We start from the raw sequence: 25,664 nt of genomic DNA, 5'->3' as shown, positions 1-25,664 counted from the left end.
CAGGGGAGGGGGAGAGCAGGCCTGGGTAGGCCTGGGCGACGGCGTCAACGGCCCCCAGTACAGTTCTTGGGCACACCAAGGGTTCCCACCCTCTGGGAATGCCTTATGTCATTGAGCTATCGGATGACCTGTTCGCCTTGATGGAGGAGTTGCCCGAGCGCACGCGCGCGACCATCCACCTGATGCTCGCGCGAATCGCGGAGCTGGCGGCGCTCTGGCCGCCGGATGACGCGAGGTGGAATCAACTCGCCTATCAGGACGAACAAGGCCTGCGCTTCTACGCGCAGGGCTGCTGTGTGCAACTCAGCCTGGATGCGGAGTCGCGGCGGGTCGTGGTGCGCGGGATCGGCCGTGTGCTCGTCCGCCTGCCCCACGAGCTTCTCGGCTCCAACACGGGCTCCGAGGGTTCTCCCGCTCACCAATAAGACTCCGCATCAATGGGGCAATGGCGGACCCCGATGCGTCCTGTCCCGAGACAAGCCCCAGGCCACCAGCGCGACGATGACGACCGCGAGCACCGCGAGCCACAGCCAGCCCAGTCCCCAGCGGGTGGAGTCGTAGACCTCATAGGGAGCGATGGGCTCGGCCGTCTGCGCGAGCGCCAGCGCCGGGGTGATGAAGAGCGACCACAGGAATGCGTGCAGTGCGCGGAGATGGAGCATGTGGGCCTCCCGCGGCCTGGGAGCCGCCGCTCCTTGAACGGTCTTCACCTCCGGCAATGGGGACAAGGCTCGGCTCCCGGGCACTCGGGCGAGCGGTGAGAACCCGGGAGCTTCGGTGTGGGCGGTTTACAGCGGCGGACGGACGTAGGTGCCTTCCTCCCGGCTGTAGTCCGGGATGTAGACGCGATCCGACGTGTCCGGCTTCTTGCTCTTGCGCGGCGGCTTCTTCGGCTCCGCCGGCGGCTCGTCCTTCCGCTCGGGCGCTTCCACGGCGATCGTCTTCAGCTCGGCATCCGAGGCTCGGGCCCTGTCGATGGCGGCTGCGTCATAGATGGAGATCCACCAGCCTCCATAGCTCTCATCCGAGGTGGGTGGAGTGACCTCGAACGTGAGGCCCGCTCGCTCCAGCTTGTCTTCATCGAGCGACAGGCTGTGCACCAGATCCCGGTCGGCGGCCTGCTGGAGCAGCCCGGCCATCAGGTTGCGCAGCTCCTCCTTGGTGCTCGTCTTGCCCGCGTAGATGCCGATCTCCACGCCCGCGGGGTGCTGGGGGTCCCCGTAGATGTTGAGCTCGCCCCGGGACGTCTCGTACGTGAGGTAGGGGACGGACCGGAAGATGCCCGTGTCGATCACCTCCGACGGCACCTGCTTGAGATCCTTCTTCCCGAACCGCGTCGCGAAGGTCTCGATGATCAATCCCGAGTCGATGAGACGGCCCTCGGTCACGGGCTTTCCGGACGCCGGTGCTGGCGCAGACGACAGCGCCGCCGGGGTGCTCTTCATCGCCGGAGCGGCGGGCTGTTCCGGCTGCTCCCGGAGCTGCGAGCGGCTCGGGTTCGGGCAACCGCCGAGCAACACCATCGTGAGCATTCCACTGGCGACGGCCGACTTCGGGTTCATCTTCCCCCTCACATGGAAAGGATTCATCGGATGCGCTGGACTCTACCGGATGCCAGCGTGGACCCATAGCCATGCACGTGGTGGGGTCTCTGTAGCCGGGCCGGGCCCGGGCATACAGAGGGTTCAGCCGTTCGGGCCCGGCAGGGGCTGCGACGTGTCACCGGGTATGGAGCGCAGCCGGCGGATGGCGCGCAGCAGCAGCTCGCCGTCCAGCGGGTTGGCGACGTAGCCCTTCGCTCCAATCTGGTGGGCCCGCTCGAGGTCCTCGTCCGTGGAGCCGCCGGAGAGGAGCAAAGCCCCCGAGATGCGCGCTTCCCCCGCCAGCAGCCCCTCCATGGCCTGCACCGGGGCGAACACGATGTCCGAGGGCGTCGAGTGCATGACCTCCAGCGGAGTGGCGACCTTGGAGCGCACTCCGTGCCGCGCGAGCGCTCTTGAGATGAGGGTAGCGGTGACGGGAGGCCACGCGTAGAGCAGCAGTGGCGAGTCCGGACCCGAAGCGCCCGTGGCGCCGAAGGCCGGCTCCGTGGCGTCGTCCTGGAGGCCATACAGCGCGGCGAGCGCGTGGCCCAGCGCCGTGTCCGACGCGAGGTGCGGCTCGACGCGGGGCTTGCCGGAGACCGCTCGCACCGCGTCCAGCGCCTCGAGCGAGGCCGGGGCGGGCAGGGCGACGTGCAGCACCACGCGCTCGCCCTTCTCGAGCCGCAGCGGCACCACCCGGTACTTCTGGGCGATGCGCTTGGGCACCAGCCGGGTGAGCTTGGGATCCAGCCGCTCGCGATCCAGGTCGATGGCGGGCAGGCCGAGCTGAAGGGAGAGGGCGCGGAGAACCTCGTCCTCGGTGCACAGCCCTTCGCGCACCAGCGCCCGTCCGAGTGGAACCCGGGTCTCGTGGTGGTGCACCAGCCCGAGGCGGAGCTGGGCCCGGTCGATGAGCCCCAGCTCCATCAGGATTTCGCCGAGCATGCGCTTGGACCCGAGCTGCATGGCTGTAACCGTTGCCATGCGGCCCGAGCCCGGCGATGGGCAGCGCGACGAGCCCCCGTCTCGCCGGCTGCCCTCCGGTCAGAAGTCGACCTGGGAGGCCCGGCCCCGGAGCGGGACGGCGATGTACGTCTGCAACTGGGCGTCGGTGGGGAGCCGGGAGAACCGGCTGCGGGTGAGGAAGCCCTGCGTCTCGATGCGCACCTCCCGCTCGGGACCATCGACGCGGGCCCTCGGAATCACCACGGTGAAGAGGAGCGAGCCGGCATCCGCGTCCGGCTCGAGCGTGATGGTCACCAACGTGCCGAGCTCCGTCTCCTCCTGGCGGATCTCCTCGCCGCTCGCGTTCACCTCCCGGCAGGAGTCCTGGTAGTGCAGCCGGGGCTCGCCGGTGAAGCTGGTGGTCGAGAAGTGGATGGAGACGCCCCGGCCCAACAACTCGAACATGTTGGGGACGACGGGCTCGGCGCGGGTCTCGGGGATGACGTGTACGGGTGCGGTTTCCATCGTGGCGTCCATGGGTGCTCCTCCTGATCGGGTCCAGTGCAGCCGGAGAGGGCTGCCAAGGAAGATGGAGGAATCAATTCCCGGACGTGACGGCCCTCGTGTCAGGGCTCCGAGGTGAGCCAGCGCAGCAGGGCTTCCGGGGCGTCCACGTGGACGAAGTGGCCCGCGTCGGGAAGGGTGGCCACCGGGCAGCCCAGGGACTCCATCCGTGCCAGGTCCGCGTCGGAGACGTAGTGGGCCCGGCCGCCGCGGATGCAGCGCACCTTCGCGCCCGGGCGCGTCAGCGCGGCCCACAGGTCCTCGCCATTCACCCGCCCGTGGAACTCGGCGAGCGACTCGCGGTCGAAGCGCCAGCGCACCGTGCCGTCCGGCGCCGGCTCCAGGTTCATGAGGAGCCAGTCCGACAGGGGGCCGGACAGCCCGCGTCCCGTCAGCTCCGTGCGCATCGTCCGGCGATCCGGCGCGCTGGGAGGCGCGGCCCGGAGGATCTCCAACACCTTGCCGCTCTCCGACAGCTGGGTGGGGATGGGGCTGGGGGTGATGTCCAGCAACGTCACGCTCGCCACGTCGGCGGGGGAGCGCAGGCTCGCGGCGAGCGACACGCGCCCTCCCAGCGAGTGCCCCACCAGGTCCAGCGGCCCTTGCAGCCCGGCCGCGCGCGCCGTCTCCAGCACGTCTCCGGCCACCGTGGCCAGGGTGGCCCCGGGCGGCAGCCGTGGCGAGGCGCCATGACCCGTCATGTCCAGCAGGAGGAAGCGGCGGTTCTTGTCCGCCTCGCTCCATGCCGTGGCCAGCGAGCGCAGGTTGCGCCCCGTGCCGAGGAAACCATGCAGCAGCACCGTGGGCCGCTGCCCCTCTCCCACCTGGAAGCTCTCGAGAATCACGGTTGCCTCCTATATCCCGAGTGCCTCCGCCTCGCAGCGCCTTCGCTCACATCCCGAAGGGCCAGGTGTCCGCGGCATCCTCCTCCTCGTGGCCGGCGTCGCGGTCCAGCGGGTGCAGCGCGCTGGTGAGGTCATAGTGCAGCACCGCGTCGAACTGCGTCGGCAGGTCCGCGTGGAAGTAGTGGCTGTAGCGCTCGCTGTGGGGCGCGTAGATGACGCCGATGGCGCGCTCCAGCCGCCGCTCGCGCAGGCCCGCGCCCGCCTCGCCCAGGTCCTCCATCCGCAGGAGGAAGCCCGGCAGGCCCACCTCGTGGAAGAGCGCCTCGTAGCTGCCTCCCAGCGCGGGCCGCACCCGCCGTCTCAGGCCCGGCATGTCCCACTCCCGCGCGGCGATGACGGTGCCCGAGTACGTGGTGAAGCCCACGTTGTACGTCTCCCGGCCATGGCGCTCGCGCATCAACTGGCCCAGGTTCAGCTCGCCCTGGTCCCCCATCTGCGTGGCGCGGGCATCGCCCAGGTGCGAGTTGTGCGCCCAGATGACCATGCGCGCCGGGTTGCCGTAGCGGTGGCCGAGGTACTCGGCCAGGGCGTCCGCGGTGTCCGCCATGTGGGTATCGCGCAGGTTCCACGACTCGTCGCGCCCGGCGAACATGGTGCGGTAGTAGGCCTCCGCGTCGCGCGCCAGCCGGGCGTTCTGCTCCGCGTGGAAGAGCGCGTCCTGCTCGAGTGCTCCCTCCACGTCGCGCCGGCGCAGGTCCAGCAACTGCTCGAGGACTTCCTCCGAGCAGGTGTCCGCGTAGCCATACGCCGTGGCGTGGCCGTAGGCCTGCGGGTCCGTGCCGTAGCGGTCGAAGCAGGCGTAGCGGTGCCGGGCCTGTTCGGCCGCCTTGGGGTCTCTCGTCTCCAGGTAGCGAATCACCTCGCGCATGGAGGCGTGCAGGCTGTAGAGGTCCAGCCCGTAGAAGCCCACCCGCGGCGCGTCCTTCCCGCGCGCGGCGTTGTGCGCGCGCATCCACTCCACCAGCTCCTGCACCTCCTGGTTGCGCCACATCCACCGGGGGAAGCGCTCGAAGCCGTCGAGTGCCCGCCGTGCATCCGTGTCCGGGCCCTGGCCGTGCACGTACTGGTTGAGCCGCAGCGCGTCCGGCCAGTCCGCCTCCACCGCCACCGCGCTGAAGCCCCGCTCGACGATGAGCCGGCGGGTGAGCGCGGCGCGGGCCCGGTAGAACTCGTGGGTTCCATGCGTGGCCTCGCCCAGCAGGACGAAGCGCGCGTCACCGATGCCTTCCAGGAGCGCGTCGAAGTCCGAATCGTCATCCTTCAAGGGGATGGCCGCGGTGCGCACTCCATCGATGAGCTCTGGACGGAGATCCTGCGCGCCGGGTCTGTCTTCATCGAACGGATTCATGCAGTGAAGGTGGGCAGGCGGCCCGGACCTGCCCACGCGGCCCCGACAAGCCGGAGGGTTGACAGACGGGAGGGCACGCCCGCTTCCCATCTGGCCCCCTCCAGGCGAGCGGGCAGGCGCTCTCTTTCAACTCCGGAATAAGCAGGCTGGCCGACCCTGGAGGGCATGAACACCTTCGACGACATGGAGCCCAAGCGAGAGAACAGGACGGTGTCTGCGGGGAGGTGTTGGCGGGGCGCGCGGTGGCTGGTGCTGGCCATGACACTCATGGTGGGCACGGCCCAGGCGAAGGTGATGGCGGGAGTCCGGCTGCCGGATGCCATCTCGCTCCAGGGCAAGGAACTCCTGTTGGATCACGTGGAGCTCAAGAAGAAGCTCTTCTTCGAGCTCTACGTCTGGGGTCTCTACTTGGAACAGAAGCCGGCCTCCACCCAGCAGGCCATCGCCTTCCAGGGACCCAAGCAGTTGCAGCTCCACTTCCGGCGGAGCATCAAGCGCGAGCAGTTGGCGGAAGCCTTCCGCGCCTTCCTTTCCAACAGCCGGGCGCTGCGCTCCCCGGAGATGAAGCGCCAATCGGAGATGCTCCTCCAGTCGCTCAAGGGCGTGCGCAAGGGTGACACCCTGCTCATCACCTATCTGCCGGACAAGGGATTGCTCATCTCCGGCGAGGGCAGCCAGGGCGCGACGATTCCCGGCAAGGCCTTCGCGGACGCGCTCTTCGACGCGTGGCTGTCGGAGAACCCCATCTACGAGCGTTAGCCGCGCTCAGATGAGGTAGGAGCCCCGGACCTCGGCGCCCTCGGCGAGCATGGCCGCGGTCCGGTCCAGGCGCTCGCGGCTGAGGTGGGTGAGCGCGCGGCGGACCTCGGGGTGGGTGAGCACCCGCTCCTTGACGGTCTCCTGATCCAGCACCAGCAGCAGGCACGAGGTGGCGGCGCGCACGGTGGCGGTGACGCGCAGATCCAACAGCAGGGAGATCTCCCCGAAGAGGGCGCCCTCGGTCATGTCGGGGTAGGGACGCTCGCCGCCGTCGGGATCCTGGTGCACCACGGAGCAGCGTCCGCGCAGCAGCAGGTGGAGTGCCTGGCTGCGCTGGCCCTGCTGGAGCAGCACGGTGCCGGGCTCCACGGTGCGCGTCTGGAAGCGCTGGGCGATGGCGCGCTTCTGCTCGCCGGAGAGCGGCTGGAAGACGGGGTTGGACTCGAGCAGGTTGTTCAGCAGCCGGTCCTTGTAGAACTGCTGCACCATCCGCTCGAAGGTGGGGAAGCGGGCGCCGAGCTGGGCGAGCATGTCGCGCGTCACCTCCAGCAGGGTGCAGTCGCGGATGGAGATGACGCTGGCCGTGCGGGGCGCGTCCGAGATGAGTCCCAGCTCGCCGAAGAAGGAGCCCTCGGCCAGTTCGGCGAGTGTGCGGGGTGGAGCGTTCCTGGGCGTGTGCACCACGCGCACCGTGCCCGTCACGAGCATGAACATGGAGCGGCCCTGTTCGCCCTCGGTGATGATGTGCTCGCCTCCGTTCACGCGGCGCATCTCCAGCAGCTCGAGCAGCGCGAGGAACACGTCCTTGGGGAGCCTGGAGAACAGCGGCGTGCCGGGCGGCTCGGGTTCGTTGGGCTGAGGGTGCTCCTCGGCGTTCCGCATGGCGATCAGACTGGCGAGGTTCTCCGGGGTCTCCGCGTGCTGGGGCTCGAGCGCGAGGATGAGCTTGCAGGCGGCGATGGCGTGGAGGGTGTTGCCCTCGGTGGCGTAGCGGATGGCGATGGAGTGGAGCTCGCGGATGGCCTCTTGCCGGTGTCCGAGCTGGGCGAGGAGCTCGGCCACCTTGATGCGGGCAGCGGAGTCATGGGGGTTGAGCTCTACGGCCTTGCGGTAGTCGGCGAGGGCCTCCTCGGGCCTGCCCTGGAGGATGTTGGCGGCGGCGCTGTCCTTGTATTGCCGGCTCAGCTGCCAGGCCTCATCGGTGGGGTGTGCCACGGGAACCTCCAGACGGGTGCGGCGAGGACGACGCGACCGCATGATCGACGAGATGGAGGGCCGGGTAAAGCCACAGTGGATGTTGGCTCCATGGCACGGAAACGACGTGTTCCACGGGCCGTCTGGCATGTCTCGAATCTACCTGGGAAGTTACTCCCTGCGGGCCGTTTTTTGAGGTAGTATCCACTCGCATGGACGACATCGGCAAATTGAAGCGGATGCTGGGCGGTGCGCTCCTGGTCTCCCGGGAGCAATCCGGGCTCACGCAGGCCGAGGTCGCCTCGCAAGCGGGAATCGCCCCCGCCGTCTATGGCCGCATCGAGCGCGGACAGATGCTTCCCAGTGTCCCCACGCTGTGCCGCCTGTGCGCCACCCTGAACGTCTCCTCGGATGTGCTCCTGGGGCTCGATCCCGCCGAGCGTGAAGCCCTCGCCGGCCTGCCCGTGCCGGAACCGTCACCCGAGTTGCGCCGCCTCGCGTCCCTCGTGCGTACGCTCTCCCCCGCCGCGCTCCGCACGCTCACGGCCGTGGCCACCGCCGTGGGGAGCAGGTAGGGCTCAGCGTGCTCCCGGTGCAGCGGGCGAGGCGAGGGTCTCGACGGCGCACTGGACTCCCCGCACCACCTTCGCCAGGCGCGCGTAGTCGAGCGTGTCCCAGGTGTCCTGGGGCGTGTGGTAGTGCGGATTGCGGAAGAGGGCGGTGTCGGTGACCATCACCGCCGGGTATCCCTCGTCCCAGTAGCTGCCATGATCCGAGAAGTCCACGCCCTTGAGGCCTCGGGGGGCGGCGAGCGACTCCGCGGGCAGCTCGCTCGCGGTCCCCAGGGTCTGGTGCACGCGGTCCACCAGTGCGCGCTCATCCGTGCGGCCCACCACGGCGATGAAGTGGCCCTCCGTGGGGTAGCGCAGCCTCAGCGAGGCCACCGGGTAGCGCTGGCTGTCGGGGTCGTCGGAGAAGTAGCCGATGCTTTCGATGGAGATCATCGCGCGCACCTTCACGCCCTGCTCGCGCAGTCCCCGCGCGTGCACTTTGCTGCCCATGGTGCTCCGGCGGAAGTGGGGTGGCTCCTCCAGCGTGTAGCCCACGAGATCCACCCGCATGGGCGGTGGGTGCTCGCCCAGCCAGACCGCGAGCTCCAACAGGCCGGCCACTCCGCTGGCGTTGTCGTCCGCGCCGGGTGCTCCCTTCGCCGCGTCGTAGTGCGCGCCGATGACGAGCCGCTCCTCGCTGTCCGGGCCGAAGGTGGCGATGACGTTGCGGTAGCTCGCGCCGCCCGTCGTGTAGGGCTCCGAGCTCACGCGCCCGCCCGCGCGGGACAGCGCCTCGGCGATGTAGCCCGCGGTGCGCTCGAGGTTGTCCGGGTGCTGGTGGTCTCTCGGGTGGAAGGTCTCGCTCAGGGTGCGCACGTGGGCCTTCAACCGCTCGGGGTCCACCTGTGCGGGGGAACAGGGGGCGGCCACCGGCTCGGGCGGCGCTCGCCCCATCCAGCAGGAGGCCGCCGCGCCCATCATACCGAGTCCCACCACCGCCCCGAGCACGAGGGGGCGCTTCCAAGATGTCCTCGAAGAATCCACGAGCGGACGAAGCCACGCCGGGCGGGGGTCTGTCCATGGGGCGGGCGGGCTTCCCGTCCACGAGCGGGCACGAGGGCGGTGCTGGGAGTGCCCCCGCGCGCACCACTCCGCGTATCCTCGTGGGCCATGATGCTGAAGATCGTCCAGGCTGGAGAGCCGGTGTTGCGCCGGCGCGCGAGAGAGCTCACCCCCGAGGAGATGATGAGCCCCGCGGTGCGGCAACTCATCACCCTCATGCGCGAGACCATGCGGGACGCGCCGGGAGTGGGACTGGCCGCGCCACAGGTGGGGGTGGACGTACGGCTCGCGGTCATCGAGGACCGGGCCGAGTACCAGGCGGCCCTCTCCCCCGAGGAGCTGGCCGCGCGGGAGCGCAAGCCGGTGGACTTCCACGTCATCATCAACCCGCGCCTCACCGTGGAGGACTCGGAGCCGGTGGAGTTCTACGAGGGCTGCCTGAGCGTCAGTGGCTTCTCCGCGCTGGTGCGGCGGGCCCGCGCCGTGCGTGTGGAGGCCTTCAACGAGAACGGCGAGGCCATCACCCTCCAGGCGCGTGGCTGGTATGCCCGCATCCTCCAGCATGAAATCGACCACCTGGACGGCATGCTCTACCTCGACCGGATGGAGCCGCGCAGCTTCACCACCCTGGAGAACCACCGCCGTCATTGGGCCTCCCGTCAGGTGGCCGAGGTGCGCCAGGCGCTCGGGCTGTCCGAGCCTCGGGGCTGAGTTCCGCGGTACTTCCCGAGCCCGAAATCTGTGGGGCGATGAAGGCGTGCACGGGCCAACAAGACAGACACGGGAGGGCAGCGCCGTGTCAGAGTGCGAGGTAACCTGGAGGAGAGGCTCGGGTGGTATGGGCATGGTGCCTTTCCGCCGCGAGTCGCGCATGCGTGCTCCTGTCTTGTTGGCATTGCTGCTCACAGCGGTGGGCTGTGGCGAGGACTCCCTGGCGTTGCTCCAGGACGAGGCCTCGGATTGCCCCGAGGCGCCCGCGATGCGTCTGGGCGTGGCGCCCTCCGCGGCGGTGGTGCTCAATGCCTACTACCTCCAGGAGGAGGCCACGAGGGACCTGCGGCGGGGCCGCACCGAATCGCCCGCGGTGGAGGAGACGTTCGCCAAGGTCTCGGCGCTCGGAGCCCACGCCGTGCGCACCACGGGCTACAACGACGGGGCCGACAAGCGGGGTGACTCCGCCATCCAGGTGGCGCCGCTGCAATATGACGAGGTGTCCCTGCGCGGGCTGGATCTGGTGCTCACCCGTGCCGCCGCGTACGGCGTGAAGCTCATCCTGCCCCTGGGCAACTACTGGGACGCCTACGGAGGCACCCGGCGCTACGTGGAGTGGGCGGGGTTGCCCTCGCCGGTGGAGGGAGATCCGCGCTTCTTCACCGAGCGCGCCGTCATCGACCACTACAAGGCGCACGTGGCCCGGCTGCTCTCGCGCGAGAACACCTTCGACGGGCTGCGTTACGGCGAGCACCCGGCCGTGCTGGCCTGGGAGTTGCTCAACGAGCCACGTGGCAAGGGATTGGACCCGGAGGGCGCGGCCATGCGCGCCTGGGTGGACGAGGTGGCCGCGGTGGTGAAGGAGTACGCGCCCGGGCACCTGGTGGGTACGGGTGAGGAGGGCTTCGACACCTCGCTGGCGGGCTATGACGAGCGCTTCTGGCGGGGCGCGGCGTCCTCTCCCTTCTTCGAGGGAGGCAGCAGCTTCCGCCGCAACACGGCCTCGCCCTTCATCGACTTCGCCAGCGTGCACTTCTACCCGGAGCTCTACGGGGTGAAGCGGGACGACACGGCCCGCGCCGGGGCGCACTGGTTCTTCGAGCACGCCGCCATTGCCCGGGACGTGGGCAAACCCCTGTTCATCGGCGAGTTCGCCCTGCGCAACCACGAGGGTTTCTCGCTCGACGAGCGGCGGGCCATGTACCGCGGTTGGTTCCGCTGTGCCTGGCGCGTGGGCGCGGGCGCCAGCGGCCCGTGGATGTTCGCGAATGATTCGCGGCCGGATGAGTGGGACGAGTTCACCTTCTATTACCGCGATGGCACCGTGCCCGCGGATCCGCGCAACCGTTACGCGGACCTCGTCGTCGAAGCCACGGCGCTCTCTGGCACGCGTTGAGCTGTCTTTCCGCGTGGCCTCTCCAAAAAACCTCATGTCCCGCTGAAGAAAGACATGGAATGGGGTTGTCGGGAATGGCTGGGATGACCAGTTTTCCCGCATAAGAGAGTCCCCATGAGGAAGGAAAGCCGTATGAGAATTCCGGGCAGGATGGCCGCGTGGTTTTGCATCGGTGTGCTGGGTCTGGCGCAGCAGGCCCGCGCCGATGACGAGGAGTGGGAGGGATGGGACACGGAGCGCCTCGAGGCGCTTTGTGGTGACGGTGACGGCGAGGAGGACGGTGACGACGATGACGACGGCGGTGACGGTGACGACGGCGAGCCCTGCACGCTGAGCAACGTCGAGCGCCGGCAACTGGTCGATGACATCTACGAGTACAGCTATCGCGTGCGGGTGGGGCCTGGGGCCTATGATCTCATCACCTTGCACCGGGTGGTGCGCGAGCATGGCCAGTGGTCGCCGGTGCGCACGCAGAAGTCGATGTTCCTGGTGCATGGAGATGCACTGGGTTTCCGGGGCGCGTTCCTCTCCAGCGCCGCGAGCCCGGCGGTGCCCACGAGTCAATCCATCGCCGTCTTCCTGGCGCGGCGGGGGGTGGACGTGTGGGGCATCGACCTGCGCTGGGTGCATGTTCCGAGCGGGACGACGGACTTCTCCTTCATGAAGGGCTGGAACCTGGGCATGCACGCCAAGGACGTGGGCATCGGTCTGGGCCTGGCGCGCGGGTGGCGTTCATTCACGGGCAACGGCAACGGGCGGATGGTGCTGCTGGGCTGGAGCCGGGGGGCCACCATCTCCTACGCCTACCTGAATGGAGAGACGCAGCAGCCGCTGGACAAGCGCCACGTGAGCGGCTTCATCCCCGTGGACATGGCCTACACGTTCGCGCCGGGCGCCACGCAGGAGCGTCAGGCGGCGTGTCAGACGCATGCGGCGCTCGCGCAGGTCCAGGCCTCGGGGCAGTACGAGGGAGGAATGCTGGGGCTGACGATGCAGGGAATCGCGGGGCTCGCCATCCATCAGCCCGCGGCGCCCTCGAGCCTTCTTCCGGGGAGCACGAACCGGCAGGTGGCGCTCCTCTTCGGCGCGGCGACGCACGCCTTCCAGACTCCGCCCGTCATCCCGAACTATCACTGGACGGGCGGCCAGTTCAGCGCGGAAGGCCTGCCCACGGGGCTCTCGTGGACGGCCGCGCCCTTCTTCTTCGACACCCTGGCGCAAGCCTCTCCCTACCAGAGCATTGGCGAGCAGGTGGACACCTTCGCCATGTGGTGCGGTGCGCCGGCCGTCCCGTATGACGACCACCTGGCGTGGGTGCGGGTGCCGGTGCTGTACGTGGGCGCCGCGGGAGGCATGGGCGGCTACGGCCTGCACAGCCTCTCCCTGCTGGGAAGCACGGACGTCTCCTCGCTCGTGGTGCAGCGCTTCCCGGACATGTACCGCGCGGTGGACTACGGCCACGCGGACCTGTTCCTGGCCGCCGATGCGCAGAACGCGGTGTGGACGCCCATCCTCGACTGGGTGCAGCGCCGCTGAGGCGCGGCGGATTCAAGCAGACGCCGCGGCCCGCCCCAGGCCCTCGGCCACGGAGGTGAAGGCGTCCTTCGTCTTCACCCGCTCCTCGCCGAAGCGCTCGGTGTAGAGCCGGCGCACGGCGGGAATCTGAGAGGAGCCTCCGGTGAGGAAGACGGCGTCCACCTCGCCGGCTCCCGCGCAGCGCTCCAGCAGCCCCTCGGTGACCTGGCGCAGCTCGGTGAGCAGCGGCTCGGAGGCTGCCTCGAATTCGGCGCGGGTGATGGGCTCGTGCAGGTGGATGCGGGCCTCCTCGAAGTCGAGTGTGGCCTCTTCCTGCGAGGAGAGCTGGACCTTGACGGCCTCGATGGCGCGGAAGAGCCGGTAGCCGAGGTTGTCCATGACGAGGTCGTACAGGGCCTCGGCCTCGGCGGGCTTGTCGCTGGACTCGAGCATCAGCTCCAGCAGCTCCTGGGTGGACTTCTCGCGGATGAAGGACATCTCGTGCCAGGAGAGCAGCTTGGACATGACGTGCTGGGGCACGGCCAGCCGCTTGTCGCTGAAGCCCCGCACCCTGTAGGTGGAGCCGGCGCCGAAGCGGGGCAGGAGCTTGTAGCGCATGATTTCGGCGTCGAATCGGTCACCGCCGATGCGCACGCCGGTGGAGCCCACCACGTCCGCGCGCCGGTCCGGATTGCCGCGGCGCGAGGGGCCCAGCCGCATGAGCGTGAGGTCCGTGGTGCCGGCGCCGAAGTCGGCCACGAGCACCAGCTCGTCGCGGGTGAGCTGGGCCTCGTACGAGAGCGCGGCGGCGATGGGCTCGATGAGGAACTGGACGTGGGTGAAGCCGGCGATTTCGGCGGCCTTGCGCAGGCGCTGCTCGGCGAGTGCATCCGCCTCGGGGTCCGGGGAGAAGATGGCGGGGCGGCCGAGCACCACGGACTCGGGGGCGCCGCCGGTGTGGGGGGCGGCGGCCTCGCGGACGCGGCGCAGCAGCAGGGCGACGAGGTCCTCGATGAGCCAGGTGCGGCCGCGGATCTGCGTGGCGCGGAAGGAGGCGCTGTGCAGGAAGGACTTCACGGACTGGATGAAGCGGCCCGTGTGGTCCTCGAGGTAGCGGGCGATGGCCGGAGCGCCCGTGTACACCTCGCGCTCGTCCTCGGGGAAGAAGATGACGGAGCGGTAGAGGCGGGGATCGCTGTAGCCGGGCGAGATGGGGAGCACCGTCCCGTCCGGGAGGGCGATGGCGGTGTTGCTGGTTCCGAAGTCGAGTCCGCAGGCGGCCATGGGGGGGCCTCCTCTACGCGCAAACGGTGCGCATGGGTAGCGCGGAGTGCAGGGCGGCCCTCAATCCAACAGCTGGCGCAGGCCACGGTTCAGCCGTTCGGCGTGCCAGCGTTGCAGCTCACGGGCAGTGTGGGCGGCGCGTTCGGCCCGCTCCTCGCGCACGTGCTCCTGCAGCGTGCGTGCGGCGGTGCGCTCGGCGGCGGTGCCCTTCGCGGCGAAACCCTCGAGCAGCCCCAACCGTACGTCCGAGTCGTGCAGCTCGCCCAGCAACTCCTGGAGGGGGACCAGCGTCTCCAGCATCGCCTCCATCCTCCGGCGCATGGCGGGCCGGAAGATCTCCGCCTCGTAACGGAGCTTCTTCACTTCCTTGCGCAGCTCATGGGCCGTGGCGGCATCCGGAGCGGCCGCGTAGTCCTCCATGAGCCGCTGTACCTCGCGCAGGCGGCGGCGGAGCTGACGGCGGACGCGCTGGCCTCCATAGCGCCCGGGACCCTCCAACCGCTTCGCCTCGTCCAGGAGCGCGGGCACCGTCCGTGTGTCCCAGCGCTTCAGCACGCGCCGCAACTGCTTCTCCTTCGCGCCGAGCTGGGACTCCACGCTCGCGCGCAGCGCTTCGAATCCAGCCCGCTTCGCCGGCTTCTCCTTCCGGGCCGCCTGCTTCAGCCAGGCGCCCTGCACGTGGATGTCGCGCACTTCGCCCAGGGCGTCCTGGAGCTTCTTCACCTCGCGCTCCAGTGCTGCCAGCCCGCCCAGACGGCGGAACACCTTCAGCGCCGCGCGCAGGCGGCGGGTGGCCACGCGCATGTCATGGACACCGTCCTCGGTGAGCTGACCGTCGAGGGCGTCCTGCTCGTGGCGCACATCGGCCAGGCGGCTGGAGACGAGGCGGCGGGCGGCCTCTTCCAGGCGGCTGTCCGGGCCGAGCCCGCGGATGGGGGTAGGGCGAGGCATGGCTCCACTCTTCCTAACGCCGGGCCTTCATCTGGTACGTGTTGGCGGCATTGCTCACCATCTTCTCGGCGGCCTCCGCTCCTTCCCAGCCGAGGATGCGCACATCCTTGTCCGCGAAGGCCACGGCGGCGGTGAAGAAGTGCTCCAGTTCCTGGCGCTCCCGGCGTGACAGGTCCTGGATGGAGTTCAGGTTCTCCGCGCGTGCCGCGATGATGGGTACGACGAGCAACCGGTCATTGCGCTCCCGGCCACTTCCGCGCTTCTTCTTCTGGTCCACTTTCAGCACCCCGAGCGCGCGGCAGGGGAGCACCACGCCGGGGTAGGTGGATTGATCCCAATACACCAGCGCGTCGAGCGGATCTCCGTCAGGGGCCTCGGTGCTGGGGACGAAGCCCCAGTCGAAGGGGTAGCGCATTCCGTGCACCAGGGGCCGGGAGACGGTGAAGGCGCCGAGCTTCGGCTCGTACTTCAGCTTCACCGTGGAGGCCCGGGGCGACTCGACGACGACATGGAAGGAGCCGTCCCTGCCGCGCAGGGGAATGCGGGTGAGGTCCGTGGTCATGATGTCGAGGCTCGGACGGACTGTCCCCGGGGACAAGTGCCCCCGGAGGAGAGTTTCACCTCGACAACCTTCGAGGCCCGCCGTCAGGGCGTGGCGGAGGCCAGGAGCGAGCGTTTCGCGGCGCGAGCGGAGCCGAGGCCGCCGAGGGTGTACCAGAGCACGGTGAAGAAGGCGGTGGAGCGTTTCGCGCGGCTGGGGCGCTTGCCGAGCCCGAGGTAGGGCGGGAGCACCACGGCGCCGAGGCCTGCGAGCGCACCGAGGAGGGCCCCACGCAGGTAGATGCGGCGCGGGCGGCCCATGGAGACGAGGGCGTAGTACAGGGTGTTGCTCAGCAGGTCGCCAATGAGGCTCTGCTGGTACAGCGCGCGGCCATGGGGCGTGGGCAGGCCGAGCCGCTTGGAGATCTTCTTGATGGAGCGCATGCCGAGCACATCCATGCGCGGAGGGTGTTTGAGCACGGCGCGCGCACCCTGGTGCACGAGCGTGAGGGAGACGGCGCCCGCGAGACCGGGGCCGAGTGATTGGAAGAAGCCGCGAGGTTGGGTGACGAGCTCACTCATGGTGCCCCTCAAGCTAGGCACCGGGCCCGCGGTGTTCCCGTCCCGCGGGCCCGCCTGTCTGGCCGGTGGGGAGACTACTTGAGCTCCGGCACCTTCATGCCGCGTTGCACCGCCGGGCGGGCGGCCACGGTGTCCATCCAGCGCCGCACGTTGGCCACCGCCGGCAGCAGCTCCGGGTAGTACTGCGTCGCGCCAGCCAGCCACGGGTACGTGGCGATGTCCGCCACCGAGTACTCGGGGGCCAGGAACTCGTGCTGCGCCAGGTGCTTGTCCAGCACGCCCAGGATGCGCTCGGACTCCTTCGTGTAGCGCTCGATGGCGTACGGAATCTTCTCCGTGGCGAAGCGCTTGAAGTGGCCGAGCTGCCCCAGCATGGGCCCCACGGCGCTCATCTGGAACATCAGCCACTGCACCGCCTCGGCGCGCGCGCGCGGGTCCGCCGGCAGCAGCTTCCCCGTCTTCTCGGCCAGGTAGAGCAGGATGGCGCCGGACTCGAAGACGGACAGCGGTTTTCCGCCCGGACCCTGGGGGTCCACGATGGCCGGAATCTTGTTGTTGGGGTTGATGGCGAGGAACTCGGGCTTGAACTGGTCACCCTTCGTGATGTCCACCACGTGGGCCTTGTAGGGCAGCCCCAGCTCCTCCAACGCGATGGACACCTTGCGCCCATTGGGCGTCGTGAACGTGTAGAGATCGATCATCGTCCCACTCCCGTCAGTTCGGCGCTCTTGCGCCACAGTGTCTCGGCGCCCTCGTCGCTCTGGGCGGCCTTGGATTCACGAACCACCTTGCTCTTGATGAAGTACTTCGCGCTCACTCCCTCCACCTCGGGCGAGGAGGCCAGGTACACCGAGGTGCGGGCGCCGCCCTCGGCCGAGAGCATGAAGGGCGCGGCCAGCTTCACCAGGTGCTTGAAGAAGCCCTCGGAGTTGAGGCCGAAGCCGGTACGCACCACGCCTGGATGCAGGCTGTTGGCCGTCACCTTCGTGCCCTGCAGCCGCCTGGCCAGGCCACGGGTGAAGAGGATGTTGGCCAGCTTCGAGTTGCCATAGACCTTCATGCCGCTGTAGCCGCCGCGCTCGGCCTGCGGGTCCTCGAGGAAGTCGAGCGAGCCCATGCGGTGCCCCTCGGAGGAGACGTTCACCACGCGCGAGGGGCCGCTCTTCTCGAGCAGGTCCAGCAGCAGATGGGTGAGCAGGAAGTGGGAGAGGTGGTTGGTGGCGAAGGTGGCCTCGAAGCCGTCGGGCGTCACCTTGCGGCGGTCGAGCATGAGGCCCGCGTTGTTGAGCAGCACGTCCAGCCGCGAATACCTGGCCTGGAAATCCTTCGCGAGCTGGTGGACGGAAGCCAGCGAGGTGAGATCGGCGAGGAGCAGATCCAGCTTCGCGTCTGGCACGGTGCGGCGCACCTCGGCGAGCGCGGCCTCGCCCCGGCCCTTGTCACGTCCCGACAGCACCACGGTGGCCCCCGCGCGCGCGAGCGCCCGGGCCGACTCCAGCCCGATGCCCGAGGTGGCTCCGGTGATGAGGCAGACCTTCCCTTGTATGTGTCCCGGCGTCATCCGGTATGACCCTCCAGAATGAGCGCCCTCTATAATGCGCCGGGGGGCCCGCGCGCACGCCGTCGCGCGAGCCCTGGGACGGGCTCAGGCGTTGGGCGCGGTGCCGCGCTCCTCGATGATGGCGGAGGGAGCCACCTCGTCGCGGCCCGTGACGGCCGAGCCGTACAGGTGGCTCTCGAGGAACCAGAGGTCCTGCTCCACCTCGCCGAGGATCCGGGTGAACAGATCCTCGGTGACGGGGTCGTTGAGATCGCCCGCGCGCTGGATGCCGCCGCGGATGGTGGAGGCGTAGATGGTGATGCGGTCCACGAGCACGCGCACGTGGTCATCGCCGTTCACCGCGCTCAGGTCGTACTCCTCCAGCTCGCTGTTCTTGACGGACAGGCGGATGGTGCCCTGGGCGTAACCCCCGAGGGCGCCCGCGCGCTCGGCGAACTCGTCGGCTTGTTTGCGCACGTGGTCAGCCACGTCGTCGAAGAGCTCATGGCGGCTGATGAAGTCCTTGCCGCGGATGTTCCAGTGGGCCTGCTTCACCTGCCAGTGCAGGTCGATGGACGTGGCGAGGCAGACGTTGAGCAGCTCGATGAGCTCCGCGCGGGACTCGCGTGGCAGGTTGATATGGCTGGGGAACTTCGTGGTCATGCGTCATCCCTCGTCGTGGTTCCGACCGGCCACGAAAGCCGATGGTTTCTTCAGACGGTGGGGATGACGGGGGGCTCGCGCCAATCCAATCGCGCATGTCCGGAGGGCGTGCGGGCGGGCGAGCCCCTCCTGTCCCGGGCTACTGCCGCGGAGCCTGCGCCAGCACCTCCACCGTCGCGGAGATGACGGCCGGGGCGCTCAGCATGAGCTGGTGCGCGGGCACGAAGAAGGTGCGCTCGGTGACGCCGGGCAGGCGCGAGCTGTCGGCCGGGACGACGGTGCTGTCCAGCGGCGACCAGAAGGAGAAGACCTCGGTGTCCCCGAAGGGGTTCTCGCGGCGGTTCAGCTCGCGCAGGAAGGTGCTGTCCGGGCGCATCTGCACCAGGGCGGGGTCCGCCCTCAGGTACGCCGCCCGCGTGCCGCGGTGCGGCCCCGAGATGGAGATGAAGCGGCGCACGCGTGGCTGGCCGCCCAGCTCCTGCATCCAGTAGCGCGTGGACAGCGCGCCCTGGCTGAAGGCCACCACGTCGACGCGCTCGGCGCCGGTGCGCTTGCGCAGGCCCTCCGCCGCGCGGCGCACCTGGTAGGCCATCACCTCGATGGGCACCTGGCCGTTGTTGGGGTGCAGCCGCACCGCGTACAGGTGCTCCTTCGGCCAGCCCGCCTGCTCGAAGGCATCCACCATCGCGAAGAAGGCGCCCGGGGAGTCATCGGTGCCGGGCACGAACAACACGGGGACATGCTCGGCGGCGGGGGTGGGCTTCGTCCCGGGGGCGGTGGCACAGCCCGTCACGACGGCGAGCAGTGCCAGCACGAGCGCGCGCCGGGCGCGAGGCAGGTCACGAAGAGGGGTGCACATGGTGGGCTCCAGGTCGACGGCCAGGCCCGCTGTGTATCAGGTCTCCAGCAGGACGAAATCCACCACGGTGTTCCACAGGCGCTCGAACTGGAGCCGGCGGAAGCCGGAGCCCGAGATGAGCCAGTCCACGTGGGGGGGGCTGTGCGCCGGCTGGTCGAAGTGGCCGATGGCGTCCAGGTGGTCCGCGCGCACCGCCGCCAGCACCCGCCCGTACACCTGGGAGCGCGTGGGAACGATGCCGTCACAGGCCTGCGGGCCGGGCATCGCCCCGTAGGCCTCCACCAGTGCGGCCGTCTGCGCCGGGGTGTGAAGGGGAATCGCCGTGAGGGGCATACGCTGGGTGCGTCCGTAGAGGAAGCCGTACACGGTGTGGGTAATCTGGGCGTACGGGTCCAACCCCGCGCTCAACCGCGCGCGCAGGGACGGCGGCCGCGCCTGGGTGATGACCGAGCCATAGCGCACCCCGGGCCGGTCCACGGTGGTCGCGTTGAAGAGGTCGATGCCCTCGGGGGTGAGCTGGGGGACGAGCGAGGCGTCGTGGGTCACGTCGCCCAGGAAGCGGACGAGCTCCTCGCGGCGCTCGACGGAGAAGTCCCCCAGCAGCTGCTCGAAGAGCTGGTCGAGGATGGTGGGGCGGAAGCCGAGCTGCTCGTCCCAACGCGTCAGCAGGCTTCCCAGGCGGAAGGCCACCGTCAGCGGCAGCCGGCCGAAGCGCAGCACGTACACGGTGAACAGCGACAGCAGTTGCAGCAGCTTCTGTCCGAAGAGTCCCAGGAAGAAGGTCGCCAGCGGGGTGCCCGAGTGGGGGGTGGACACCGTCACCACGGTGCGGACCCGGCGGGCATAGGGCTCCACGTCGATGTCGTCGCCCAGCAGCGCGCCCGGGCTGACGAACAGCCGCGAGTCCAGCCCTCCGGTGGAGTGGCCGATGAGGTGGATGGGGCCGTCGTCGTTCTTCGCGCTCGCCTCGATGGCCTTGTAGAGGTCCGCGGCGCGCGTGCGGATGGAGCCGGTGGGGTGGGAGAGCACCTGCACCACCTCGGCTTCCACGCCGCGGCGCGCCATCTCCGCCACGAAGTAGTCGCGGACGTGCCCGAAGTAGAGCAGCTCTCCCAGGTTGGCGAAGCCGAAGAAACCGGGGACCAGGTAGATGTGGTGCTTCGTCGCCATTCTCCCCAACCTTCCGCAGTCCCCGCCTCCAACTCAAGTCCGACGTGCATCCTCCGTCCGCCCGGGTTGACGGCACGCCACTCCCGGGCCACAACCCGGCCCCTCTCCCTCCTCAGGAAGGATCGCCCGCCCGTGCAACGACTGCTCGCCCTCGGCCTGCTCTTCGCCCTCCCCGCCGCCGCGGAGGAGGGGATGTGGACCTATGACGCCTTTCCCCGGGCCGCCGTGAAGGCCGCCCATGGTTTCGAGCCTTCTCAGGAATGGTTGGATTCCCTGCGGCTGTCCTCGGTACGGCTGGCCGGCGGGTGCTCGGCGAGCTTCGTGTCCCCGGACGGGCTGGTGATGACCAACCACCACTGCATCCGCTCCTGTGTGCAGGATTTGTCCTCGCCCCAGCGCGACTACCTGGCCACGGGCTTCTCCGCCAAGGAGCTGAAGGACGAGCTGCGCTGCCCCAAGGTGGAGGCCAACCAGCTCCTGGGGATGACGGACGTCACCGCGCGTCTCCAGACCGCCACGAAGGGGCTGAGCGGCGCGGCCTTCAACACCGCCCTCAAGGCGGAGATGTCCACCATCGAGAGCGAGTGCGCCACCGGGCCCGAGGTCCGCTGTGACGTGGTGACGCTCTTCCACGGAGGCAAGTACCAGCTCTACCGGTACCGCCGCTTCCAGGACGTGCGGCTGGCCTTCGCGCCCGAGTTCTCCATGGCCGCCTTTGGCGGGGACGCGGACAACTTCAACTTCCCTCGCTACGGCTTCGACGCGGCCTTCCTGCGCGTGTGGGACGCCAACGGGCAGCCGCTGAAGACGGAGCACTACCTGCCCTGGGCGAAGGAGGGCGCGAAGGAGGGGGACCTGGTCTTCGTCTCCGGCCACCCCGGCACCACCCAGCGGCAGCTCACCGTGGCGGAGCTGGAGTTCCAGCGCGACGTGGCGCTGCCGTTCGCGCTGATGTACCTGGCGGAGCGGCGCGGCATGCTGCGCGAGTACGCCTCGACCTCGCCGGAGCGTTTCCGCACCACGCGGGCGAGGCTGCGCTCGGTGGAGAACGGGCTGAAGGCGCTGCGCGGCCGGCACCAGGCCCTGGCCGAGCCCTCGCTGCTCGCCGCCAAGCGCGAGGCCGAGGCGGACCTCCGCGCGAAGGTGAAGGCGGACCCGAAGCTCGCGGCCACCACCGCGGGCTCCTGGGATGCCATCGCCCGCGCGCTGGAAACCTACCGGACGATGATCGCCGAGTACCGGCTGAAGGAGGACGGGTATGGCTTCTCGTCCGAGCTCTTCGACATCGCCCAGCACCTGGTGCGCGCGGCGGATGAGCTGCCCAAGCCCAACACGGAGCGGCTGCGCGAGTACACGGAGGGACAGCTCCCCGCCCTGCGCATGGGGCTGCTGCGCGAGGCCCCCATCCCCGCGGAGCTGGAGGCCATCTCGCTCACCTTTGGTTTCAACAAGCTGCGCGAGACGCTCGGCGCGGATGATCCGTTCGTGAAGACGGTGCTCGGCCGCGAGGCCCCGGAGGAACTGGCGCGCGCGCTGGTGAAGGGCACGAAGCTCTTCGACGTGAAGGAGCGCAAGCGGCTGCTCGACGGCGGCAAGGCGGCGGTGGAGGCCTCGAAGGATCCGATGATCCTGCTGGCGCGCCGGGTGGACGCTCAGTCACGGGAGGTGCGCAAGCGCTACGAGGACACGGTGGAGCCGGTGTTGAAGAAGAATGGCGAGCTGCTCGCGCAGGCCCGGCTGGCGGCCCATGGCACCACGGGCTACCCGGACGCGACCTTCACCCTGCGCCTCAACTACGGCACGGTGAAGGGCTGGGAGGAGGGTGGGCGCCAGGTGTCGCCGCTGACGACGTTCGCCGGTGCGTATGAGCGCCACACGGGCAAGGAGCCCTTCCGGTTGCCGGACTCGTGGATGAAGGCCCGGGGCAAGGTGCCCGGGGAGACGCCCTTCAACGTGGCCACGACGAACGACATCATCGGCGGCAACTCGGGCTCGCCCATGGTGGACCGCGAGGGCCGCGTGGTGGGGCTCATCTTCGATGGCAACCTGCACTCGCTCGGGGGCGATTATGCGTACGTGCCGGAGACCAACCGCGCCGTGTCCGTGCATGGTGAGGGCCTGCTGCGGGCCCTCGAGCACATCTACGGCGCCGGGCGGCTCGTGAAGGAACTGCGCGCGAATCAGCGCTGAGCCTCCTTCATCCCAATCCCTACCCTCAATCCCTTCCCTCTCCCTTCGGGAGAGGGTCAGGGTGAGGGTGCCGGGGCCCACGGGTTGAACCCGTGTGGATGCGAACCCGGGTCCACGAGATACCCTCACCCCGTCCCTCTCCCGGGGGGAGAGGGGAAATGTCTTCTGCTTGGGGAAATGTCTTCTGTTTGGGGAGATGTGCTCAGGCCGCCACGGTGCCGCTGAGCTTCGTCACCCGGCCCGAGATGGCCGTCGGGTTGAGGATGTTGTCGAACATCGGGCTCGTCTTCTCCGCCGCCTTGCGGATCTCCTCCAGCGTGGCCGCGTCCGCGTCCGTGTCCACCTCGACCGTGTACTGCAGCTCGGAGAAGCCCGCGCGCACCTTCGGGTCCAGGTTCAGGTAGCCCCTCAGGTCGAACGGCGCGCTCACCTTGATGCGCAGGTTGCGGTAGTCCAATCCCCTCATCCGCGCCTGCGTCACCCAGCCGATCGTCAGGCACGTGCCCAACGAGGCCAACAGCAACTCCATCGGATCGATGTGCTGATCCTTGCCGCCCAGCGCCGTGGGCTCATCCGTCTCCAGCGTGAAGGAGCGCGCCTTCGTCACCGCCTGCGCCCCATCACGCCACTCCGTCACCGTCTCGAATCGGCCCTTGCCCGCCTCGGGGTTGGCCGACACGTGCGCCTTCGTCTTCTGGAACGTGTCGAGATCGAGCGTGCAGCAGCTGCCGGTGATGTTCTCCATGACTGTCTCCAGATGTTCGAGGGGCGTCGAAGCTAGGGCGGTGCCATTCGGGGCCGCAAGCCGCCCGTACCCGGCATCACAGTGCGCGGCGGCCTCCACTCAGGGTGCCCCACGCCCAGTAGAGCAGGGTGCCCAGCACTCCCGCCCAGGGCACGTACGGGACTCCCGCGAGCACTCCATCCATGCACAGGCGGATGCGGCACTCGGGCCGGTCCAGCGTGGAGCAGGCCCCGAGCAGCAACGGCAGGTGGCAGGCGAGGTAACCCATGGCCAACCCTCGCAGCACGTCCCCGCGCACCCACCGGCGTGTCACCACCCGCCACAGCGTGGGCAGCGCCACCAGCGTGGCCAGCGCGCTGAGCACCAGCTTCTGCTCCCGCACCTGCGTGGCCACCCACAGCACCCCCAGCGTCGCCAGCAGCGGCGGCCAGAGTGGCGCGTGTGGGTCTTGTTCATCCTCGGGGACGGACATGGGCGGCAGGCTCGCCCACGACAGTAACAGGGCGACACTCCCGTGACGCCCTGTGTCGTCTCGTGGACCCTCGCGCTCCCCGTGCATTGTGCGTTGCGTCAGCAATGAATTACTTTCATCCAGGCCAGCAGGTGGGATTAGGCGCGGCTGCCGGATTGCCCCCGTGCAGACCAGGCGAGTGTCCCTCAGGTAACATTCGCTGCCGTGGGTGGGGGGGAAGGAGACGCGTTGATGATGGCGGAAGTGCCGCAACCGGAACCCAGGAAGGTAGCGGCCATCATGTTCACGGACATGGTGGAGCTCAGCCCCGAGGCTCGGCGGGACGAGGCGCTCAACCACGAGCTGCGTCAGGAGCATGGCCGGCTGGTACGCGGTCTGCTCTCCGGTCACGGAGGCCGGGAGATCAAACAGCTGGAGGATGGATTCCTCGTCGAGTTCGACGAGGCCCTGCCCGCGGTGGCCTGCGCGCTGGAGCTGCAGTCGGCGCTGTGCGCGCGCAACGAATGTGTCCCGCAGACGCGCCGGGTGGAGCTGCGCATCGGCATCCACCTGGGCTCGGTGGTGCACCGGGACGGTGACATCTTCGGCGAGGGCGTCAACGTGGCCGCCCGCCTGGAGTCGCTCGCCCGGCCCGGGAGCCTCTACGTCAGCGAGCCGGTGGTGCGGCAGGTGCAGAGCCAGGTCCAGGCTCCCGTGGTGCGCCTGGGCCGGGGAGACCTGAAGAACATCCGCCTGCCGGTGTCCGTCTACCGCATCGATCCGCCCGTGCGCCGCCGCCGCGGCTCGTGGATGTCGCGCCTGCGCGGCCTGCTGCGTCCCGGCAGCTGAGCGCTCGCGTGGACCGGGGCGCTATATGGTGCGCCCCCATGAAAGAGTTCACCCTCGTCGTCGCCTCGAAGAACTACTCCTCCTGGTCGCTGCGGCCCTACCTCGCGCTCGCCCACACCGGACAGCCCTTCCGCGAGGTGGTGGTGCCGCTGGGCCAGGCGGACACCGCCGCGAACATCGCGAAGTACTCGCCCAGTGGCCGGGTGCCGGCGCTGCTGCACGGGGACCTCGCCATCTGGGACTCGCTGGCCATCTGCGAGTACCTGGCCGAGCAGTTCCCCCAGGCGAAGCTGTGGCCCCAGGACAGCGCCGCCCGCGCCATGGCCCGCTCCGTCACCGCGGAGATGCACTCGGGTTTCTCCAACCTGCGCAACCACATGCCCATGAACCTCCACGCCCGCAGGCCCGGTGAAGGCCGCGCCCCCGGCGTCGCCGAGGACATCTCCCGCATCACCTCGCTGTGGACGGAGTGCCGGCGGCGTTTCGGGCAGGGCGGGCCGTTCCTCTTCGGCGCCTTCTCCATCGCGGATGCCTTCTACGCGCCCGTCGTCACGCGCTTCGTCACCTATGACGTGGAGCTGGACGCGGAGGGCGCCGCCTACCGGGACGCGGTGCTCGCCCTGCCAGCGATGAAGGCCTGGACCGAGGCCGCCCGCCACGAGCCGCCCGTGGCGCGTTACGAGAAGAAGTAGGGCTCGCTACAGCCCCAGCGCCTTCAACTGCGCGTCGAAGGCCTGGGCGGTGGTGAAGAGGTGGCCGCGGATGCCCAGCGCGCTCGCGGCCTGGACGAACTCGGGAATGTCGTCGAAGAAGGCGGCCTCGTGCGGCTCGCAGCCCGCGTGCTTCAGGGCCTCCTGATAGATGGCGGGCTCGGGCTTCACCAGGCCCACCTCGCAGCTGAGCACCAGGTGATCGAAGCGCTCGAGCACCGGCAGCCTCGGCCGCAGCCATTCCATGTGCAGCACGTTGGTGTTGGACAGCAGCACCAGCTTCACCCGCCCCGCCAGTCCCTCCACCCGCGGCAGCACCGCCTCGTGCACGGTGAAGTGGCTGCTCCACAGGGCGTTGAACTCCCCGGCCGGCAGGTCCACCCCCAGCGCGCCACACACGTCGCGCCGGATGCCCTCGGCGCCGACGAGGCCCCGGTTGGCCGCCGTCCAGCCCGCGCCCGCCAGCCGGCGCTCGGCCTCCGCGGGCGGCAGCCCCGCCCTCGCCCCCAGCCTGCGGAACAGCAGGGCATTGTCGTGGAAGACGAGGACGTTGCCGAGGTCCAGGATGATGGCGCGAAGCGGAGGGCTCATGGACCG

At 69.5% G+C, this 25,664-nt stretch carries 29 protein-coding genes; 9 read left to right on the top strand and 20 right to left on the bottom strand.

From position 1 onward, the window contains the following. Positions 1 to 98 precede the first annotated feature (98 nt). Positions 99 to 425 (top strand): hypothetical protein, encoded by a 327-nt coding sequence (locus BO221_RS11515; protein WP_143195396.1) that lies wholly within the window; start codon positions 99 to 101, stop codon positions 423 to 425. 9 nt (positions 426 to 434) lie between these two features. On the opposite strand, the gene BO221_RS11510 is transcribed toward BO221_RS11515, so the two are convergent. From BO221_RS11510 to BO221_RS11485, 6 genes are all read right to left on the bottom strand, one after another. After that, positions 435 to 662 carry a hypothetical protein gene (locus tag BO221_RS11510; protein WP_073560466.1) on the bottom strand — a complete coding sequence of 76 codons (228 nt, stop codon included), beginning with the start codon at positions 660 to 662 and terminating at the stop codon, positions 435 to 437. A 126-nt stretch (positions 663 to 788) separates the two neighbouring features. Beyond that, positions 789 to 1,562 carry a hypothetical protein gene (locus BO221_RS11505; RefSeq protein WP_073560465.1) on the bottom strand — a complete coding sequence of 258 codons (774 nt, stop codon included), beginning with the start codon at positions 1,560 to 1,562 and terminating at the stop codon, positions 789 to 791. A gap of 123 nt (positions 1,563 to 1,685) precedes the next feature. Next, positions 1,686 to 2,549, bottom strand: coding sequence for a general secretion pathway protein GspE (locus tag BO221_RS11500; protein ID WP_073560464.1), 864 nt, complete (start codon positions 2,547 to 2,549; stop codon positions 1,686 to 1,688). A gap of 78 nt (positions 2,550 to 2,627) precedes the next feature. Then, entirely contained in the window at positions 2,628 to 3,065 is a 438-nt protein-coding gene (locus BO221_RS11495) for a hypothetical protein (protein ID WP_073560463.1), read from the bottom strand. Between the two features lie 89 nt (positions 3,066 to 3,154). Then, positions 3,155 to 3,937, bottom strand: a complete 783-nt coding sequence (locus BO221_RS11490; RefSeq protein WP_073560462.1) for an alpha/beta fold hydrolase — start codon at positions 3,935 to 3,937, stop codon at positions 3,155 to 3,157. A gap of 46 nt (positions 3,938 to 3,983) precedes the next feature. Next, entirely contained in the window at positions 3,984 to 5,345 is a 1,362-nt protein-coding gene (locus BO221_RS11485; RefSeq protein WP_073560461.1) for an erythromycin esterase family protein, read from the bottom strand. A 165-nt stretch (positions 5,346 to 5,510) separates the two neighbouring features. Between BO221_RS11485 and BO221_RS11480 the strand changes: the two genes are divergently transcribed. Continuing rightward, complete coding sequence (locus BO221_RS11480; RefSeq protein WP_233165919.1) at positions 5,511 to 6,104, top strand: chalcone isomerase family protein; 594 nt, start codon at positions 5,511 to 5,513, stop codon at positions 6,102 to 6,104. Between the two features lie 6 nt (positions 6,105 to 6,110). Here BO221_RS11480 and BO221_RS11475 read toward each other — a convergent pair whose 3' ends face one another. Continuing rightward, positions 6,111 to 7,319, bottom strand: coding sequence for a cyclic nucleotide-binding domain-containing protein (locus tag BO221_RS11475; RefSeq protein ID WP_158079821.1), 1,209 nt, complete (start codon positions 7,317 to 7,319; stop codon positions 6,111 to 6,113). A gap of 191 nt (positions 7,320 to 7,510) precedes the next feature. Between BO221_RS11475 and BO221_RS11470 the strand changes: the two genes are divergently transcribed. After that, positions 7,511 to 7,873, top strand: coding sequence for a helix-turn-helix domain-containing protein (locus tag BO221_RS11470; RefSeq protein ID WP_073560460.1), 363 nt, complete (start codon positions 7,511 to 7,513; stop codon positions 7,871 to 7,873). A 3-nt stretch (positions 7,874 to 7,876) separates the two neighbouring features. Here the strand turns inward: BO221_RS11470 and BO221_RS11465 are convergent, their stop codons facing one another. Next, positions 7,877 to 8,857, bottom strand: coding sequence for a M28 family peptidase (locus BO221_RS11465; RefSeq protein WP_233165917.1), 981 nt, complete (start codon positions 8,855 to 8,857; stop codon positions 7,877 to 7,879). A 162-nt stretch (positions 8,858 to 9,019) separates the two neighbouring features. Between BO221_RS11465 and def the strand changes: the two genes are divergently transcribed. From def to BO221_RS11450, 3 genes are all read left to right on the top strand, one after another. Then, positions 9,020 to 9,622, top strand: a complete 603-nt coding sequence (gene def / locus BO221_RS11460) for a peptide deformylase (RefSeq protein ID WP_073560458.1) — start codon at positions 9,020 to 9,022, stop codon at positions 9,620 to 9,622. A gap of 127 nt (positions 9,623 to 9,749) precedes the next feature. Beyond that, the gene (locus tag BO221_RS11455) at positions 9,750 to 11,018 is read left to right on the top strand and encodes a cellulase family glycosylhydrolase (RefSeq protein WP_233165915.1); all 1,269 of its coding nucleotides are present in this window, start codon (positions 9,750 to 9,752) and stop codon (positions 11,016 to 11,018) included. 150 nt (positions 11,019 to 11,168) lie between these two features. Beyond that, the gene (locus BO221_RS11450; protein WP_073560457.1) at positions 11,169 to 12,554 is read left to right on the top strand and encodes a hypothetical protein; all 1,386 of its coding nucleotides are present in this window, start codon (positions 11,169 to 11,171) and stop codon (positions 12,552 to 12,554) included. 12 nt (positions 12,555 to 12,566) lie between these two features. Here BO221_RS11450 and BO221_RS11445 read toward each other — a convergent pair whose 3' ends face one another. From BO221_RS11445 to BO221_RS11405, 9 genes are all read right to left on the bottom strand, one after another. Next, a complete protein-coding gene (locus BO221_RS11445; protein ID WP_073560456.1) occupies positions 12,567 to 13,817 on the bottom strand; it encodes an Hsp70 family protein in 1,251 nt (416 codons plus the stop codon). A 60-nt stretch (positions 13,818 to 13,877) separates the two neighbouring features. Next, positions 13,878 to 14,768: a CHAD domain-containing protein gene (locus tag BO221_RS11440; protein ID WP_073560455.1), complete on the bottom strand. Its 891-nt coding sequence runs from the start codon at positions 14,766 to 14,768 to the stop codon at positions 13,878 to 13,880. Positions 14,769 to 14,781: 13 nt separating this feature from the next. Next, on the bottom strand, positions 14,782 to 15,330 hold the full coding sequence (locus BO221_RS11435) for an inorganic diphosphatase (RefSeq protein ID WP_073560454.1): 549 nt from the start codon (positions 15,328 to 15,330) through the stop codon (positions 14,782 to 14,784). Positions 15,331 to 15,413: 83 nt separating this feature from the next. Then, positions 15,414 to 15,890, bottom strand: a complete 477-nt coding sequence (locus BO221_RS11430; protein WP_073560453.1) for a hypothetical protein — start codon at positions 15,888 to 15,890, stop codon at positions 15,414 to 15,416. Between the two features lie 74 nt (positions 15,891 to 15,964). Next, positions 15,965 to 16,591 carry a glutathione S-transferase N-terminal domain-containing protein gene (locus tag BO221_RS11425; RefSeq protein ID WP_073560452.1) on the bottom strand — a complete coding sequence of 209 codons (627 nt, stop codon included), beginning with the start codon at positions 16,589 to 16,591 and terminating at the stop codon, positions 15,965 to 15,967. Then, complete coding sequence (locus BO221_RS11420; RefSeq protein WP_073560451.1) at positions 16,588 to 17,451, bottom strand: SDR family oxidoreductase; 864 nt, start codon at positions 17,449 to 17,451, stop codon at positions 16,588 to 16,590. Before BO221_RS11420 ends, BO221_RS11425 begins: the two co-directional genes overlap by 4 nt. Positions 17,452 to 17,535: 84 nt before the next feature. Then, on the bottom strand, positions 17,536 to 18,093 hold the full coding sequence (gene dps / locus BO221_RS11415; RefSeq protein WP_083680954.1) for a DNA starvation/stationary phase protection protein Dps: 558 nt from the start codon (positions 18,091 to 18,093) through the stop codon (positions 17,536 to 17,538). Positions 18,094 to 18,232: 139 nt separating this feature from the next. Then, on the bottom strand, positions 18,233 to 18,952 hold the full coding sequence (locus tag BO221_RS11410; protein WP_083680953.1) for a triacylglycerol lipase: 720 nt from the start codon (positions 18,950 to 18,952) through the stop codon (positions 18,233 to 18,235). A 36-nt stretch (positions 18,953 to 18,988) separates the two neighbouring features. Continuing rightward, positions 18,989 to 20,122: a triacylglycerol lipase gene (locus BO221_RS11405; protein WP_073560450.1), complete on the bottom strand. Its 1,134-nt coding sequence runs from the start codon at positions 20,120 to 20,122 to the stop codon at positions 18,989 to 18,991. 192 nt (positions 20,123 to 20,314) lie between these two features. Between BO221_RS11405 and BO221_RS11400 the strand changes: the two genes are divergently transcribed. After that, a complete protein-coding gene (locus tag BO221_RS11400; RefSeq protein ID WP_083681004.1) occupies positions 20,315 to 22,312 on the top strand; it encodes a S46 family peptidase in 1,998 nt (665 codons plus the stop codon). Between the two features lie 202 nt (positions 22,313 to 22,514). Here BO221_RS11400 and BO221_RS11395 read toward each other — a convergent pair whose 3' ends face one another. Together BO221_RS11395 and BO221_RS11390 are read right to left on the bottom strand one after the other, a co-directional pair. Continuing rightward, the gene (locus BO221_RS11395) at positions 22,515 to 23,057 is read right to left on the bottom strand and encodes an OsmC family protein (protein WP_073560448.1); all 543 of its coding nucleotides are present in this window, start codon (positions 23,055 to 23,057) and stop codon (positions 22,515 to 22,517) included. A gap of 76 nt (positions 23,058 to 23,133) precedes the next feature. After that, a complete protein-coding gene (locus BO221_RS11390; RefSeq protein WP_073560447.1) occupies positions 23,134 to 23,529 on the bottom strand; it encodes a hypothetical protein in 396 nt (131 codons plus the stop codon). A 231-nt stretch (positions 23,530 to 23,760) separates the two neighbouring features. Here BO221_RS11390 and BO221_RS11385 point away from each other — a divergent pair, with 231 nt between their 5' ends. Next, positions 23,761 to 24,357, top strand: coding sequence for an adenylate/guanylate cyclase domain-containing protein (locus BO221_RS11385; RefSeq protein ID WP_143195395.1), 597 nt, complete (start codon positions 23,761 to 23,763; stop codon positions 24,355 to 24,357). Between the two features lie 38 nt (positions 24,358 to 24,395). Next, the gene (locus tag BO221_RS11380) at positions 24,396 to 25,049 is read left to right on the top strand and encodes a glutathione S-transferase family protein (RefSeq protein WP_073560446.1); all 654 of its coding nucleotides are present in this window, start codon (positions 24,396 to 24,398) and stop codon (positions 25,047 to 25,049) included. A gap of 6 nt (positions 25,050 to 25,055) precedes the next feature. On the opposite strand, the gene BO221_RS11375 is transcribed toward BO221_RS11380, so the two are convergent. Beyond that, positions 25,056 to 25,658: an HAD family phosphatase gene (locus BO221_RS11375; protein WP_073560445.1), complete on the bottom strand. Its 603-nt coding sequence runs from the start codon at positions 25,656 to 25,658 to the stop codon at positions 25,056 to 25,058. Positions 25,659 to 25,664 lie beyond the last annotated feature (6 nt).

Origin of the sequence: Archangium sp. Cb G35, from assembly GCF_001896145.1 — a bacterium.
Taxonomy (GTDB): Bacteria; Myxococcota; Myxococcia; order Myxococcales; family Myxococcaceae; genus Archangium; species Archangium violaceum.
This window is presented reverse-complemented; position numbering and strand designations above follow the sequence as displayed.

Bases quoted from the DNA above. Each gene is read 5' to 3' on its own strand.
- BO221_RS11515 (WP_143195396.1), top strand. From the start codon at position 99: ATGCCTTATGTCATTGAGCTATCGGATGACCTGTTCGCCTTGATGGAG.
- BO221_RS11510 (WP_073560466.1), bottom strand. From the start codon at position 662: ATGCTCCATCTCCGCGCACTGCACGCATTCCTGTGGTCGCTCTTCATC.
- BO221_RS11505 (WP_073560465.1), bottom strand. From the start codon at position 1,562: ATGAACCCGAAGTCGGCCGTCGCCAGTGGAATGCTCACGATGGTGTTG.
- BO221_RS11500 (WP_073560464.1), bottom strand. From the start codon at position 2,549: ATGCAGCTCGGGTCCAAGCGCATGCTCGGCGAAATCCTGATGGAGCTG.
- BO221_RS11495 (WP_073560463.1), bottom strand. From the start codon at position 3,065: ATGGACGCCACGATGGAAACCGCACCCGTACACGTCATCCCCGAGACC.
- BO221_RS11485 (WP_073560461.1), bottom strand. From the start codon at position 5,345: ATGAATCCGTTCGATGAAGACAGACCCGGCGCGCAGGATCTCCGTCCA.
- BO221_RS11480 (WP_233165919.1), top strand. From the start codon at position 5,511: ATGAACACCTTCGACGACATGGAGCCCAAGCGAGAGAACAGGACGGTG.
- BO221_RS11470 (WP_073560460.1), top strand. From the start codon at position 7,511: ATGGACGACATCGGCAAATTGAAGCGGATGCTGGGCGGTGCGCTCCTG.
- def (WP_073560458.1), top strand. From the start codon at position 9,020: ATGATGCTGAAGATCGTCCAGGCTGGAGAGCCGGTGTTGCGCCGGCGC.
- BO221_RS11455 (WP_233165915.1), top strand. From the start codon at position 9,750: ATGGGCATGGTGCCTTTCCGCCGCGAGTCGCGCATGCGTGCTCCTGTC.
- BO221_RS11450 (WP_073560457.1), top strand. From the start codon at position 11,169: ATGGCCGCGTGGTTTTGCATCGGTGTGCTGGGTCTGGCGCAGCAGGCC.
- BO221_RS11445 (WP_073560456.1), bottom strand. From the start codon at position 13,817: ATGGCCGCCTGCGGACTCGACTTCGGAACCAGCAACACCGCCATCGCC.
- BO221_RS11440 (WP_073560455.1), bottom strand. From the start codon at position 14,768: ATGCCTCGCCCTACCCCCATCCGCGGGCTCGGCCCGGACAGCCGCCTG.
- BO221_RS11435 (WP_073560454.1), bottom strand. From the start codon at position 15,330: ATGACCACGGACCTCACCCGCATTCCCCTGCGCGGCAGGGACGGCTCC.
- BO221_RS11430 (WP_073560453.1), bottom strand. From the start codon at position 15,890: ATGAGTGAGCTCGTCACCCAACCTCGCGGCTTCTTCCAATCACTCGGC.
- BO221_RS11425 (WP_073560452.1), bottom strand. From the start codon at position 16,591: ATGATCGATCTCTACACGTTCACGACGCCCAATGGGCGCAAGGTGTCC.
- BO221_RS11420 (WP_073560451.1), bottom strand. From the start codon at position 17,451: ATGACGCCGGGACACATACAAGGGAAGGTCTGCCTCATCACCGGAGCC.
- dps (WP_083680954.1), bottom strand. From the start codon at position 18,093: ATGACCACGAAGTTCCCCAGCCATATCAACCTGCCACGCGAGTCCCGC.
- BO221_RS11410 (WP_083680953.1), bottom strand. From the start codon at position 18,952: ATGTGCACCCCTCTTCGTGACCTGCCTCGCGCCCGGCGCGCGCTCGTG.
- BO221_RS11405 (WP_073560450.1), bottom strand. From the start codon at position 20,122: ATGGCGACGAAGCACCACATCTACCTGGTCCCCGGTTTCTTCGGCTTC.
- BO221_RS11400 (WP_083681004.1), top strand. From the start codon at position 20,315: ATGTGGACCTATGACGCCTTTCCCCGGGCCGCCGTGAAGGCCGCCCAT.
- BO221_RS11395 (WP_073560448.1), bottom strand. From the start codon at position 23,057: ATGGAGAACATCACCGGCAGCTGCTGCACGCTCGATCTCGACACGTTC.
- BO221_RS11390 (WP_073560447.1), bottom strand. From the start codon at position 23,529: ATGTCCGTCCCCGAGGATGAACAAGACCCACACGCGCCACTCTGGCCG.
- BO221_RS11385 (WP_143195395.1), top strand. From the start codon at position 23,761: ATGATGGCGGAAGTGCCGCAACCGGAACCCAGGAAGGTAGCGGCCATC.
- BO221_RS11380 (WP_073560446.1), top strand. From the start codon at position 24,396: ATGAAAGAGTTCACCCTCGTCGTCGCCTCGAAGAACTACTCCTCCTGG.
- BO221_RS11375 (WP_073560445.1), bottom strand. From the start codon at position 25,658: ATGAGCCCTCCGCTTCGCGCCATCATCCTGGACCTCGGCAACGTCCTC.